Here is a 12,964-nt window from a genome sequence, read left to right as displayed (position 1 = left end):
CGATCCCTGCTGTCAGGTCTCACCCTTGGCCAGCCGCAGCGCGGCAGCCCGGATCTCCGCGGAATCGGTCTCCTCCGCCAGGCGGCGCAGCGCCGGAAGCGCCTCGTCCAAGCCGTCGAGGGCACGGCATGTGTTCCAGGTTCCGTCCCTGCCGGACGCGAGGTGGGCGGTGAGCGCGTCCGCCACGGGACGGCGTTCCCAGAAGCGGAGGCCGTCGCGGACCAGTGCGCCCAGGCCGTCGACCGCTCCCGCGCGCACCTCGGCTCCGGGGTCGTCGAGAAGCGGGAGCAGCAGCCACACCGCGTCCCATCTCCCCGCCCTGCCCACCTCCACCGCGGCGGCTCCCCTGGTGAGCGCGGGCAGCTCCCTGTCGGCGAGTGCTCTGCGGAGATGCGCCACGGCGGTCCCCGTGCCGAGGTCGCCCAGAGCGCCCGCGGCCCACCGCCCGGCCCGGGGGTCGCCGAGCCATCGCGCCGCGAGGTCGGTCACCCACCGCTCGCCACGCCACCCGAGTCCGCGCAGCAGCAGGCCCGCGACCTCCGGATCCCGTTCCGTCCGCAGGGCCTCGGCCAGGGCGTCCTGCACCGAGTGCCTTTCCTGGTCCAGCAGCCGCCGGGCCACCGCGTACCGCACCTCCGGGGACGGGTCGCGCAGTCCGGTGAGCAGCGAGTCGAGCAACCGCTCGGTGCAGTCCCTCGGCAGGATCTCCAGGACCTGCGCCCGGGCGGCCCCCTCGCCCTCCCGGGCCGTGCGGATCACCTCCGCGCGAACGACCGGGTCGCCGCGCAACGGATACAGCACCCTCAGGGCCCGCCCCCACACCGCGCCCTCCGGATCGCCCAGCAGCCGCACCAGCGCGGCGACATCGCCCGCCACGCCCAGCGCGTACAGGCCATCCAGGGCGTTGATCCGCAGGTGGTGGTCCGGGTCGTCCAGCAGGTCCGCGAACGCCTGCGTGACCGTCGGGCCCGTCAGCTTCAGCCGGATCGCGGCGACCGAGGCCCGGCGCCGCACCCATGGGTCCGTGTCCCGCATCAGCCGTGGCAGCACGGTGCCACCCACCTCCGGGACGCCGAGCCGGCCGAGTCCCAGGGCCGCCGCCGCGCGCACCGCCGGGACGGGGTCCGCGGCAGCCCCGGCGAGGGCTCCGGCGTGCTCGGGTCGGCCGATCCTGCCGAGGCCTTTGGCCGCCGCCGCGCGTCGCGCCGGGTCCGTGTGCGGGCCGGAGTACGCCAACTCTCGCAAGAAGTAGGCGATTTGCTGTCTCGTTCCCATGGCACCCCCAGTAAGGGAGACGCACGAGACGTCGTGGAGTTGCGCTTCCCCCGCCTGGGCGCCTGTCCGGTCAGTGGCCTCGGAATGCTTCTTCGAGCCACCACGAGCCGTGGTCCCGGGTCACCTTCGCGTCGATGAGCAAGGGGGCCGACCGGGGGCCTGCGACCCAGTCCTCGACGGGCTTCAGGTCCGTCGGCGTGCGCACGGTCACCACCTCGAAGCGGTGGCCGCGGGCCACCGCGGCGATGTCCGTGGGCGGGAACTCGACCGTCGCCAGGGGGTGTCCGTCCGGTCCGAAGTGGTGCACCTCCGCCCCGTAGGCGTCGTCGTTGTACACGACCACGACCATCGGCAGTCCGAGCCTGCGTACCGTGTCGAACTCCGCGGCGCCCATCATGGCTCCGCCGTCGCCGAGGGCCGCCACCGCGAGCCGGTCCGGCCGCGCGAGGGCCGCGCCGATCGCGGTCGCGAGTCCCAGGCCGATCGCCTGGAACGCCTGGGTGAAACACAGTCCGTTCTCGTCCGGCACCGACAGGTACATGGTCGGGTGGCCCATGAAGTTGCCGGAGTCCACGCCGATCACGCGCTCCGCGGGCAGGATGTCGTCGAGGGCGATGCTCAGCGTGCGCGGATCGATCCGCTCACGGGTGCTGTCATCGTCGTACGGCACGTCCCGCCAGCGCACGCGTGCGCTGATGGCCTCGGCGATGTCGGGGGTCCGCCAGCCCTGCCGTTGCGCTGCGCCACCCGTCTCCAGGGCGCGCCGGGCGGTGCGTTCCACGTCGCCGGTGACGCCGAGCCGGACCTCCCGGTGCGCGCCGAGCGCCGACCGGTCGTCGTCGACCTGTACGACGGTCGTGCCTGCGCCGATCAGCCGGCCGTGGCGCATCGTCCACATGTTCAGGACGCAGCCCCAGCCCACGATCGTGTCGGCGGACTCGATCAGCTCGGCCGCCAGCGGGGACGAGAAACCCCCGGACACGTCGAGCGACCAGGGGTTGCCGTGGAACAGTCCGCGCGCCACGGCCGACGTCGCCAGCAGGGCCCCGTACCGGTCGGCGAGCGCTTCGAGGGCGGCCCGTGCCCCGGGTGAGCGTGCTCCGCGGCCGGCCACGAAGAGCGGCCGCCGCGCCTGTTCGAGGACGTGCACCAGCGCCGCCACGTCGTCCGGCGACGGCTGAACCGCCTCCCGACCCCGTGGCGGTGCCGCCTGTGCCAGGGCGCCCTCGGGAACGTCCAGGGACTGCACCGCCAGGGGTACGTTGAGCAGCACGGTCCGCCGCTCGTGCACGGCTTGCGCGACGGCCGCGCAGGCCTGCTCCACCGCGTGCCCGGCCGAGGTGATCCGCAGCGGAACCGCGCCCACCGCCCGGGCCAGCGCCTCCTGGTCGATGTGGAAGTTGGAGCGCCGCTCGGTCACCTCCGCCGCCAGCACCAGCAGCGGTGTACGGCTCTTGGCCGCTTCGGCGATGCCGGTCATCGCGTTCGTGAGGCCGGGTCCCTGATGGACGCTCAGTGCGGCCACCGCGCCGCTCGTGCGGGCGTACGCGTCGGCCATGGTCGCCGCGCCGCCCTCGTGGCGTGCGGCGACGAAACGTGCTCCCGCCGCGACCATGGCGTTCGTCAGATGGAAGTTGCCCGACCCGACGACGCCGAAGACCTGGCCGACCCCGGCCGCGTACAGCGCCCGTCCGACGGCCTCCGCGACCTTCATGAGCGCTCCACCAGGGCGAGCACCCGGGCCGGGGAGCCGGAGCCCGAGACGATGGGCAGCGGTCCGGCGACGACGACGGCGCCGGTCGGGGGCAGCGCCGCGAGGTTCTGCAACTGGGTGAGCCCGTACTTGTCGCTGCCCATCAGGTACGCGTGGCAGGGGAAGGGCGGGTCGAAGGCGTGCCCGCGGCCGGCGTCGGTGCCCACCGTCTCGACGCCGAGGCCGATCACCGGCGACTCCTCGGCGACCCAGCGGGCGCACTCGGGTGACAGGCCGGGGGTGTGCGGGCCGTCCTCGTCCGCGTTCAGGAACGCCTCCTGTGCATGCGAGCGGGCGTCCCACCCTGTCCGCAGCAACAGCCAGCCGCCGTCGGGCAGCGGCCCGTGCTCGGCCTCCCAGCGCCGCACGTGGTCCACCTCCACGAGGAAGTCCGGGTCCTTCGCGGCCTCGGCGGTGAAGTCGAGCACCGCAGCCGGCGCGACCAGCCGCCCCGCCGGTACGGACGCCACGTCGGCGAGGTCCTTGCCGGTCACCCAGTGGTTCGGGGCGTCGAAATGGGTACCCGTGTGCTCGCCGCTGCGGAAGTTGTTCCAGTACCAGGCAGGACCCCGGTCGTCGTACCTGCTGATCTCCTCCAGGGTGAACACCTGGGTCTGGCCGAACTCCGGCGGCAGTCGCAGCACCGGGGTGGACGACGACAGCGGCGAGGTGAGGTCGACGACTTCGATGGACCCTCCTCGCAACCCGGCGACCAGCGCGGCGAGAACGGACGGCTCGGACATGCGGCCTCCTCGTACGACGGAAGAACTGACAGCATGGCAGCCGGGACCGGCGGCCGCTCCGGTCCGACGAGCGGAAAGCGGGTGGAGGCACAGTGCGCGCGATGCCCAGGAGTACGACGGCTGCGGCCGTGTTCGCGGCCACCGTGCTGAGCCTGGCCGGTTGTTCCGCGGACGGCGGCGAGGACGCGGCACGGTCGTCGGATCCCTCCGCGGGCGCCACCACCTCTCCGTCCGCCTCCCCGCCCGCTGAACTCCCCAGTCCCAGCACCACCCCGGCCTCGCCGCCGTCCGTGACGGACTCGGCTTCCGCCTCCGTCACGGCCCCGCCGTCCGCAAGCCCGTCGCCGGTGCCCACCGCGGGACAGCGGCAGAAGCTGGTGACCATGACCGTCACCGGCGGCTTCGCCGGCGTGCAGCGCGAGGTGGTCCTGCGCGGCGACGGCACCGTCCGCACCAGCGACAAGGGCGACACGGAGGTACGCCGGGCCAGCGCGGCCCAGTTCACGCGGTTGCGTACGCTGCTCGGGGACCCGGCGCTGGACGACGTCCCCGCGACCACCGTGGACAAGAACGCCGCCGACCTGTTCCGGTACACGCTGCGCTTCGACGGCCGTACGGTCGTCACGGACCGCTCCACGGAACGGCCGCCCCTGGACCGGCTCATCGACGCCCTCGACAAATGGCTGCCCGCCTGACGGCTCACGCCGCGGAGTCGCCGCCGGACGCACTGCGGAGCGCGCCGATCTCGTGAAGCCGCTTGAGCGGGTACGGCGTGTGCTTGCTCTCGTCCGTGAGCCGGCGGATGAAGTCCGCCATCACCGCGGCGAGCGGCGCGTCGCGGCTGAGGATCGCCGCGATCCCCGCGGGAACCCCGGTGGGACGCTCGCCCTCGGCGTACGCCCGCACCTGCGCCGCCCGCCTGTCCCTCCCGTACAGGGTGGCGACCAGCCAGTTGACCAGATAGCCGGCCGAGTAGCAGCGGTCGTAGCCGCGATGCCGGTCGAAGAAGGCGCGCTCCTCCGGCGTCAGCTCGAACGACGAGGAGAGGGCGAGGCCGTAGTCCGCGAAGTAGAGGCGCTCGCCGTCGGTGAGGATGTTCTCGAAGTGGGTGTCGAAGTGCAGCAGGCCTCGGCCGTCCATGAAGGAGGTGCCTGCTTCGAGGCCGCTCTCCACCAGGGCGCAGGCCCGCTCGGCGGCCTCGTCACCGGCGGCCAGCTGCCGCCCCAGCCACTGGTGCAGGTTCTGCGGGACGTACTCCAGGAACAGCGTGATGCTCGCCGAGGACCGCCGCAGGGCGTCGATCCGTCGGCGTACCGCTGCTCCGCCGCTGTCCCAGCCCGCGGTGGCCCGTTCCGTCTCGGCCAGTTCCCCGAACAGGGGCGCCGAGTCCGGCAGGATCCGCCAGTGGTGCATCAGGGGGAAGCCGTCGTACTCGCCCGTGAGCACCCAGTTCGTCGTCATCGTGTGCACGGCGAGTTCTCGCCAGGCCCCGAAGCCCGGTCCGCCGACGCCGTACTGGCTGAAGAGCGGCAGCTCGAACAGGTTGGCGGTGGAGCGGATGTTCCCCGCTTGCTGTTCGAGGTCGGTGAGGGGCACCCGCTTCACGAAGACCCGTGTTCCGCCGACCTCCAGCAGGGTCGTCCTGCCTCCGATACCGGTACCGATCGTGCCTGCGGCGTCCAGAAGTTTCCGCAGCGCCCGGTCGCTGAGCAGGGCCAGGGCCGTGGAGACGGCTCCATGGGTCGTGAGCCGCGCACCCCGGCCCGTACCGCCATATTTCACCGTCGGCTCCACTCCGAATGATCCCCAAATGCGCCCGGATGCATGTTCGAGAACTCCCCCGTTACGCGTCACATTAAGTGAGGTCCGAGGAACTCGGGGCAGAAGGAACGGAATCCGATGGGAGGTCGTCGTGGATGGTGGAGATCTGGAACTGGGTGAGCTGCTGGCCTCTGCGGAGGCCGCGCCGCCCGGAGAGTCGGTCGACGTGGTGGCACGCAACCTGCAGAAGCGCTTCGGCGCGGAGCGCGTGTCGTTCCTGTTCGTCGACCTGATCGGGCATCGGCTCGTACGGCTGACCGCGGCCGCCGAGGACGATGTCGCGGAGCGTGCCGAGCCGATCGACCTTCAGGACAGTGTGCACGGCATGGTGCTGCGCAGTCAGCGCCAGCACGTGGAGGCGGACGGCCAGGGCAACCGGCGCATCATCACGCCCGTGTCCAACCGCGGGGACTGCATCGGCGTACTCGAAGTCACCCTGCAGCACGCGGACGACACGGTCCTGAGACAGGTGCGGGAGGCGGCGCACGCGCTGGCCTACATCATCGTCACGGACCGGCGCTTCACCGACCTGTACCACCTGCGCCGGCGCACCACCGACACCAGCCTGGCCGCGGAGATCCAGCACCAGCTGCTTCCCACGGCGTCCAGTTGCGAGGCGTCGCAGTTCACCCTGGCCGCGGGGCTGGTCCCGGCCGACGACATCGGTGGCGACACCTACGACTACACGCTGGACCGCGACACCCTGCATCTGTCGATCACCGACGCCATGGGCCACGACACCGATTCCGCGCTGCTGGCCACGTTGCTGCTCGGTGCGCTGCGCGGGGCCCGCCGCAGTGGCTGCGACCCGGTCAGACAGGCCCAGCAGGCCCATCAGGCCCTGCTGAAACACAGCCGAGGACTGGCCACCGGGCAACTGCTGTGCGTGGACCTCGCGTCGGGTGTCTGCCGACTGGTCAACGCCGGCCATCCCTGGCCGTTGCGGCTGCGCGACGGGGCGGTCGAGGAGATCCACCTCGCCGTCAACCTGCCGTTCGGCGTGCCGGGGCCGATCCCCTACCGAGAGCAGATACTGCAGCTGCGGGCCGGTGACCGGCTGATACTGCTCACCGACGGCATGCAGGACCGCGGTGCCGCCGCCGTCGATCTGGCCGGGGTCGTCCATGACACCCGCGCGCTGCATCCCCGGGAGGCCGTCCGGACCCTGACGGCCGCGGTCTCGGAAGCCTGCCGGGGCAACCTCAGCGACGACGCGACGGTCCTGATCCTGGACTGGCACGGCGACCGTGCTCCGGCCCGGGAACCCGCCGCGGCGAGCTGACGACGTACGACCGCGCGCGGGGCACCGCCCGGCGGTCCCGGCCCGTCACGCACGTACTGACCCCTCCGGCTAACCCCTCCGCGAGGGCGTCTGCGGAATCTGCCGGTGGCCGTCCAGCAGCGCGCTCCCGAGAGGGGTGGCGCTGTGGTGCACACTCTGGCCGCGGCGCTGCGTGACGATCAGTCCCGAGTCGCGCAGTGCCGCGGCGTGCTGCGAGACCGACGCCGGGGAGACCACGAGCCGCCGGGCCAGATCACTGGTCGACCCGCCGTGGTCCGCGACGGTCGCCAGCAGGTCGGCACGCGTCTTCCCCAGCAGGGTGCCGAGCGCCTCCCGGGCGTCACGCCCTGCGCCGTCATCGGCTCGCGACCACCCGAGGTCGTGGGCGACCGGGTAGACGACCACGGGCGGAAGACCGGGATCGCGCAGCGTGATCGGCGCCCGCCAGCAGAAGAACGAGGGCAGCAACAGCAGACCGCGGCCGTCCAGACGGATGTCGCGGTCGTAGGCGCTGGCCACGGTGAGGACACCGGGCTGCCAGCGCAGGGAGGGGTGCAGGGTGGACAGCATTCCCTCGGAGCCGCCGTCCAGGAGCGCCCGTACCCGCACGGCGCGATCCGCTTCGATCGCGTTCCTCACCTCGGACCAGTACGGGCGCAGCGCGACGTCGAAGTAGCCGCGCAGGGCCGCGCCGAGGCTGCGCATCGCGTCGGAGCCCGCCTCGGCCAGCGACAGCGTTCGCGCTCCGAGGTTCCGGGTCGCGGCGAGCCGGGCGATGTCGCGTCTGAGGCCGCCGCGCGGGGTGGACAGAACCGCGTCGATACCCGTTTCGAGTTCACCTCGGTCGGGCGCCGGAGTGAGGAAGTCGGCCGAATATCCGCGGGGCGGCGCCAGATCGAACAGCATCCGGGTGCTGCCGGGCAGGCGGTTGCGGATCCGCCGTTTCCACGCCCCGAAGACGACCGATCCGTCGTTCCCGCCGAGCAGATGCAGGCTGAGCAGCAGTTCCCACAGGGGATCCGGGCCGCCCGCCATCCTGATACGGGCCATATCTGCGTCCGTGAAGTGGAACTTGAGCATGGTTCCCCCGTGTGCGTTCCTTGCTTGACTCGTCCCGTACCCATTTAAGAGCCGTCAGGGGAGACGGGAGTTGCACGAGGGCCGGGAACAGGGCGTGCAATGGCCGGATCCGTTCGGCCCGTCGACAGCACGGGCGGGCGGCTCGCGGCAGGGGGTCCCGCTGTGAGGAAGCGCGTCGTCGGGGTACTGGTCGGACGGACATCCGAAGACGGGCGCCCTTGACCGTTCCGCACGGCGCCGGGCGCCCCCGCGCATGCCATTCTGACGGAGGCGGGACACGTCCGCCGGTCCGTCGGCGGGCGCTGCAGCCAGGCTACGAAGGGACCACAGGTGGCTGATCCTCTGAACGTGCCGCCCTCCGACGGCGCGGAAGCACCGTCCGTCGAGGCGGAGTTGCTGGCCGGGCTGCTGGTGAACGAGGAGCGCCCCGAGCAGCCCGTCCTGCTGGACGGCGAGGGCAAGCCCCTCGACACCTGGCGCGAGAACTACCCGTACGAGAGCAAGCTGCGCCGTCGGTCCTACGAGCGGCAGAAGCGGATCCTGCAGATCGAACTCCTCAAACTGCAGAAGTGGGTACGGGACACCGGCCGGCGGATCGTCGTGGTGTGCGAGGGACGCGACGCGGCGGGCAAGGGCGGCACCATCAAGCGTTTCACCGAACGCCTGAACCCGCGCGGCGCGCACGTGGTGGCGCTGGACAAGCCCACCGAGAAGGAAGCCGGGCAGTGGTACTTCCAGCGTTACGTGCCGCATCTCCCGGGAGCCGGCGAGATCGTCTTCTTCGACCGGTCCTGGTACAACCGGGCAGGCGTCGAACGCGTGATGGGTTTCTGCACCCCGGCCGAGTACAAGCACTTCCACACGCAGGCGCCCATCTTCGAGAAGATGCTCACCGACGAGGGCATCGTGCTGATCAAGTTCTGGTTCTCGGTGTCGCGCAGTGAGCAGCGCACCCGGTTCGCCATCCGCCAGGTCGACCCCGTCCGGCAGTGGAAACTGTCCCCCACCGACCTGGCCTCCCTCGACCTGTGGGACGCCTACACGGAGGCGAAGGTCGACATGTTCCGTGCGACGGACACGTCGTACGCGCCGTGGACCGTGGTGAAGAGCAACGACAAACGCCGTGCCCGCCTCGAAGCCATGCGGCATCTGCTGCTGCTCTGCGACTACACGGCGAAGGACGAACAGGCCGTCGGCACGGCCGATCCGCGCATCATCGGCTCCGCGAACACCCTCCTGGAAAGCGACGAGGAACCAACGGACCTCTCCCCCACCCCACTGACCCCCGGCCCGGAGGGGCCTGGCCGCCATCCTTAGCGCTCGGAAGTGAGCGCACGGGGCCTCATGGGGAGTACGGCAGGGGTCCCGGCGTCAACGCACTCGGGGACTCGCCGGCCTGGTCCGGGATCCTTCTCGGCGGGCTGATCGCGGGAGCGGCTGTGGCTGCCGCCGGACTGGCACCGGTGCCGGTGCGGGCGGGCCGGTCGGTCAGTCGGGCCGGTCGGCCGGTCAGGTCGGGAGTCCTCGGAAGGTCGACAGGAAAGCCTTCAGCGCCCGCTGGTTGGCCGGGGCCTCCCAGTCGTCGGCCGGTGTGGCCCAGCGGATCGAGTAACCCTCGCCGTCCCCGATGAGGAATCCACGGCCGAAGGTGCGCACGCGCGTGCCCTCGGACTCGTCGATCCACTCCATGTCCGCGGCCTCGCGGCCCTGGTAGGTCGTCGCGCGGATGGCGCCCAGCCTGTCGTAACCGGCTTCCTTCAGCAACGAGGGCTCGACGGTGTCCCGCCATACGGCCACCGGGTCGGAGCCGACCCGCGTGCTGTAGGTGACGGCCAGTTCGCGCGGGTCACCGTCGGCGCCGAAGACCACCCGGTAGGAGTCGTCCTCAGCGCGGTTCGTGCTCAGTCGCTGCCAGCCCTTGGGAAGGGCGACGGCGAAGCCTTCCGACGCCGTGAAGACGCGGAAGCCCGCCGGAAGCTTCCCCGCGCCCGAGGACGAGGAGGAGGAAGACGACGACGAGGGCGAAGGGGAGGAGGACGGGGACGGGGGCGCGGAGGGCGAAGGGGAGGTCCTGGGGGACGCGGTCCCCGGCGACGGCGTACCCGCTTCGTCCTCGTCGCCGGTCGGGAGCACGGGGACGGGGCGCGAGGCAGTCGCGTCGGACGCCGAGACGTCGTCGCCCGATCCGTCGCCGGTCGCGGCGAGAGCGGTCACCGTCACGGCGACGACCGCGGCGACCGCGGTCCCGATGAGCGCCGCGCGGCCGAGGTTCTTCCTGCCGCGGGCCATGCCCATCATGCGGTGGACCGAGGGCCGCGGCAGCGGAAGCGACGACTCCGCTGCGGCCGGGTCGTCCTTCACGATCCGGACGAGGGCGTCGCGGACCACGGGCCCCGTGAGCCGTTCGCGCGAGTCCTTGCGGAGCAGTCCCTGCATCATCCGGGCGAGGGGGCCGGCGTGCCGCGGGCTGCGCAGCGGCAGCCGCACGATCGCCTTGAGGGTCGCCTCGGGCTGACCGCGGTCGCGGAAGGGCGGGCGGCCCTCGGTCATCGTGTAGAGCAGCGCGCCCAGCGCCCACAGGTCGGCCGGTGAACCGTAGGCCTCGTTACGGGCCTGCTCCGGGGACGCGTACGCCGGTGCTCCGACCCGTGCCCCGGGACCGGCGCCCGCGAGACCGTACCCGGAGACCACCACGCCGCCGTGGTCGCGCACGAACACCTGGCCGAGGCTCAGCTCGCCGTGCACCAGGCCCTGGCCGTGCCCGGCCTCCAGCACGCCCAGGACGTCGAGCCCGATACGGGCGGCCCGCGCGTGGTCGAGCGGCCCGTACTGATCGAGGAACTCACCCAGGGGCATGCCGTCGATCCATTCGACGACCGTCCAGAGGCTGCCGTGCTCCTCGACGACGTCGATGACGCTCGCCACCGCGCCGGGACACCGCAGTTCCATGATCTCGGACGCGCGTCTGATCCGTGCGACGGCCGGTCCGGCCCGGTCCTCCACCTGGTCCTCCACCGGACCGGGCGGCAGCTGTGTCTGTGTCAGCAGTCTTGGACGGGCGTACTCGATGTCCTCCCCGTACCAGCAGACGCAGCCCACTTCGTGGTGGACGACCTCTTGGAGCCGATACCTTCCGGCGACCAACTCATTTGCAGCGGCACCCGCGTTGCCCATGCGCCCATCCCTCGCTGAAGCCTCGCTCCCGGTCACCAGGAATACGCAGAGGGCCACGTGCTGCGTTCAAAGGATCCGCAATTCCTGCAATCCCCGACGGCCGATGGGCCTGCCGCGCCTCGTTCCCGGGGCGTCCCCGGGAAAATCTCCGGGCGGAGTACGGGCTCGCAAAACGGCGGGAAAGCGGGACGTGTGACCTCCCCAGGCTCCACGTCCCGCTTTCCCGCAACATGGGGCCACTACCCGCACTCCTCACGCCTACTCCCACCGATATTCCACCGCTGCTTCACCGCTGCTTCACCGCATGAACCCTGACGCGTGGCCGGTCGAATTTCGCCGACAGCGGATGCGTAGGTAGTGAAAGAGGGGGTACATGCGGGCGAGCACCGGGTGAGGACGGACTGCATGGAATCTTTGATCAAGGGCGGAGGCCGTATGGCGCCGCAGCGTGGCCGTATAGAGACCACTGTTGCTCTGGAAGGCGATTCGCTCTGCATCGCCGAGGCCCGTCACCTCGCGGCCGACTTCCTGTCACAGGCCCAGGGCGAACACGGCGTGCCGGTCACGGCCCGGGCGATGGACCTGACCCAGCTGGTGGTGAGCGAGCTGGTCACCAATGCCCTGAAGTACGCGCCGGGGCCGGTCCTGCTCGCTCTGCGGATCGTCGGAGGTCTGCTTGAGGTGGCCGTCTGGGACAGCGATCCGGTCCTGCCGGTGGCCCGGGCGGCGGACCCCGGACGGGTGGGTCAGCACGGCCTGGAGATCGTCATGGCCGTCTGCGAGGGCTTCGAGGTCCGCAGAGAGCCGGTCGGCAAACACATCACGGCCCGGATCGGGCTGCTCGCCGACACCCACGCCGACGTCGACACCCGCTGACAGGCTGACAGATTGACAGACTGACAGGCGTTCCCGGGCCGACCGGGATCTCGGACAGCGCCCGTACGCCCCGGAGCGCGGCATCCGCTCCGGGGCGTACGGCTGTTCCGGCCCGACGCCTCTCGGCCCGACGTCCCTCGGCCCGACGCCTCTCGGCCCGACGTCCCTCGGCCCGACGCCTCTCGGTCCGACGTCCCTCGTGCTCGGTGAACCAGCCTGCGTCGAGTCAGTCCACGATCGTGACGCCGACCGGTACCGCTCCGGCCGTCCGCGCCAGCTCACCGCCGAAGTTGCCCTCGACCTCGGCCTTCTCCGCCGCGTTCGGGTAGGGGTTCGTGCACGCGACTCCCGCGCTGGAACCGGACATCAGGCTGGTGCACGGGCCGGGCTTGCGGTCCGGCAGGCCGAGAATGTGCCCCAGTTCGTGGGACGAGATACGGATCGTGTTGTAGCCCTGGTCGACCGCCTGCCGTCCGATGTAGACGGTGCCGTTGCCGAGCGAGGTGGTCTGGGCGCGGGGCCAGCCGTTGTCCGCCAGGACCCGGATGTTGGCGCGCTGTCCGGACGCGACGGGCTGCAGTTCGACGGCGTCGACGCTCTCGTTCCAGATCGCGGCACCTCGGTCCACCGCGCTCCTGAACTCCGCGGAACCGCTGGCGTCGTAGGTCACGACCCGGGCTGCGGCGAGGTGGTCCGCGACCGGGGCCGGGGCGGCCACGGCCTGGCCACCCAGCAGCGAGAAGGTCACCGCCAGGACGGCGGCGAATCCACTGGTCAGCTTACGGACGTGCATGGTCGACCTCCTTGTGGGGGGAAGGTAGTCGTGCACATGACATGACATTCCCTGGCTCCCTGCCCAGCAAGGACGGATGCCAATCCGTCAATTCGGCCGCGTCCTGCCGCGTACGGCCGAGGCGCCGGGATCGACCGCGACGAGGACAGGGCCCGACCCCCTCCCGG

General features: G+C 71.6%; 11 protein-coding genes. 4 read left to right on the top strand and 7 right to left on the bottom strand.

What is annotated here, in order from left to right; genetic code table 11:
• Positions 1 to 12 precede the first annotated feature (12 nt).
• The 3 genes from ACFWGJ_RS09410 to ACFWGJ_RS09400 all read right to left on the bottom strand — a co-directional run bounded on the left by ACFWGJ_RS09410 (position 13) and on the right by ACFWGJ_RS09400 (position 3,771).
• The gene (locus ACFWGJ_RS09410; protein WP_387322133.1) at positions 13 to 1,275 is read right to left on the bottom strand and encodes a HEAT repeat domain-containing protein; all 1,263 of its coding nucleotides are present in this window, start codon (positions 1,273 to 1,275) and stop codon (positions 13 to 15) included.
• 70 nt (positions 1,276 to 1,345) lie between these two features.
• Positions 1,346 to 2,989 (bottom strand): thiamine pyrophosphate-binding protein, encoded by a 1,644-nt coding sequence (locus tag ACFWGJ_RS09405; protein WP_387322131.1) that lies wholly within the window; start codon positions 2,987 to 2,989, stop codon positions 1,346 to 1,348.
• Entirely contained in the window at positions 2,986 to 3,771 is a 786-nt protein-coding gene (locus ACFWGJ_RS09400) for a cyclase family protein (RefSeq protein WP_387322128.1), read from the bottom strand. Before ACFWGJ_RS09400 ends, ACFWGJ_RS09405 begins: the two co-directional genes overlap by 4 nt.
• Positions 3,772 to 3,872: 101 nt before the next feature.
• Here ACFWGJ_RS09400 and ACFWGJ_RS09395 point away from each other — a divergent pair, with 101 nt between their 5' ends.
• Positions 3,873 to 4,466 carry a hypothetical protein gene (locus ACFWGJ_RS09395; RefSeq protein ID WP_387322126.1) on the top strand — a complete coding sequence of 198 codons (594 nt, stop codon included), beginning with the start codon at positions 3,873 to 3,875 and terminating at the stop codon, positions 4,464 to 4,466.
• Between the two features lie 4 nt (positions 4,467 to 4,470).
• Here ACFWGJ_RS09395 and ACFWGJ_RS09390 read toward each other — a convergent pair whose 3' ends face one another.
• Entirely contained in the window at positions 4,471 to 5,553 is a 1,083-nt protein-coding gene (locus tag ACFWGJ_RS09390; protein WP_387322125.1) for a protein kinase family protein, read from the bottom strand.
• 130 nt (positions 5,554 to 5,683) lie between these two features.
• Here ACFWGJ_RS09390 and ACFWGJ_RS09385 point away from each other — a divergent pair, with 130 nt between their 5' ends.
• Positions 5,684 to 6,874: a PP2C family protein-serine/threonine phosphatase gene (locus ACFWGJ_RS09385; RefSeq protein WP_387322124.1), complete on the top strand. Its 1,191-nt coding sequence runs from the start codon at positions 5,684 to 5,686 to the stop codon at positions 6,872 to 6,874.
• Between the two features lie 69 nt (positions 6,875 to 6,943).
• Here ACFWGJ_RS09385 and ACFWGJ_RS09380 read toward each other — a convergent pair whose 3' ends face one another.
• Positions 6,944 to 7,924 (bottom strand): ArsR/SmtB family transcription factor, encoded by a 981-nt coding sequence (locus ACFWGJ_RS09380; RefSeq protein ID WP_387322122.1) that lies wholly within the window; start codon positions 7,922 to 7,924, stop codon positions 6,944 to 6,946.
• Positions 7,925 to 8,296: 372 nt separating this feature from the next.
• On the opposite strand from ACFWGJ_RS09380, the gene ppk2 reads away from it, so the two are divergent.
• Complete coding sequence (gene ppk2 / locus ACFWGJ_RS09375) at positions 8,297 to 9,271, top strand: polyphosphate kinase 2 (RefSeq protein WP_387322181.1); 975 nt, start codon at positions 8,297 to 8,299, stop codon at positions 9,269 to 9,271.
• Positions 9,272 to 9,463: 192 nt separating this feature from the next.
• On the opposite strand, the gene ACFWGJ_RS09370 is transcribed toward ppk2, so the two are convergent.
• Entirely contained in the window at positions 9,464 to 11,128 is a 1,665-nt protein-coding gene (locus tag ACFWGJ_RS09370) for a serine/threonine-protein kinase (protein ID WP_387322119.1), read from the bottom strand.
• 405 nt (positions 11,129 to 11,533) lie between these two features.
• Here ACFWGJ_RS09370 and ACFWGJ_RS09365 point away from each other — a divergent pair, with 405 nt between their 5' ends.
• Positions 11,534 to 12,004 carry an ATP-binding protein gene (locus tag ACFWGJ_RS09365; RefSeq protein WP_387322118.1) on the top strand — a complete coding sequence of 157 codons (471 nt, stop codon included), beginning with the start codon at positions 11,534 to 11,536 and terminating at the stop codon, positions 12,002 to 12,004.
• Between the two features lie 226 nt (positions 12,005 to 12,230).
• On the opposite strand, the gene ACFWGJ_RS09360 is transcribed toward ACFWGJ_RS09365, so the two are convergent.
• Complete coding sequence (locus ACFWGJ_RS09360; RefSeq protein ID WP_387322117.1) at positions 12,231 to 12,797, bottom strand: snapalysin family zinc-dependent metalloprotease; 567 nt, start codon at positions 12,795 to 12,797, stop codon at positions 12,231 to 12,233.
• Positions 12,798 to 12,964: the final 167 nt, after the last annotated feature.

The organism is Streptomyces sp. NPDC060205 (genome assembly GCF_042728395.1).
GTDB lineage: Bacteria > Actinomycetota > Actinomycetes > Streptomycetales > Streptomycetaceae > Streptomyces.
Note: the sequence above shows the minus strand (reverse complement) of the source record. Positions and strands in the feature narration are given on the sequence as shown.

Coding starts and splice junctions, on each gene's coding strand:
- ACFWGJ_RS09410 (WP_387322133.1), bottom strand. CDS start 1,275: ATGGGAACGAGACAGCAAATCGCCTACTTCTTGCGAGAGTTGGCGTAC.
- ACFWGJ_RS09405 (WP_387322131.1), bottom strand. CDS start 2,989: ATGAAGGTCGCGGAGGCCGTCGGACGGGCGCTGTACGCGGCCGGGGTC.
- ACFWGJ_RS09400 (WP_387322128.1), bottom strand. CDS start 3,771: ATGTCCGAGCCGTCCGTTCTCGCCGCGCTGGTCGCCGGGTTGCGAGGA.
- ACFWGJ_RS09395 (WP_387322126.1), top strand. CDS start 3,873: ATGCCCAGGAGTACGACGGCTGCGGCCGTGTTCGCGGCCACCGTGCTG.
- ACFWGJ_RS09380 (WP_387322122.1), bottom strand. CDS start 7,924: ATGGCCCGTATCAGGATGGCGGGCGGCCCGGATCCCCTGTGGGAACTG.
- ACFWGJ_RS09370 (WP_387322119.1), bottom strand. CDS start 11,128: ATGGGCAACGCGGGTGCCGCTGCAAATGAGTTGGTCGCCGGAAGGTAT.
- ACFWGJ_RS09365 (WP_387322118.1), top strand. CDS start 11,534: ATGGAATCTTTGATCAAGGGCGGAGGCCGTATGGCGCCGCAGCGTGGC.
- ACFWGJ_RS09360 (WP_387322117.1), bottom strand. CDS start 12,797: ATGCACGTCCGTAAGCTGACCAGTGGATTCGCCGCCGTCCTGGCGGTG.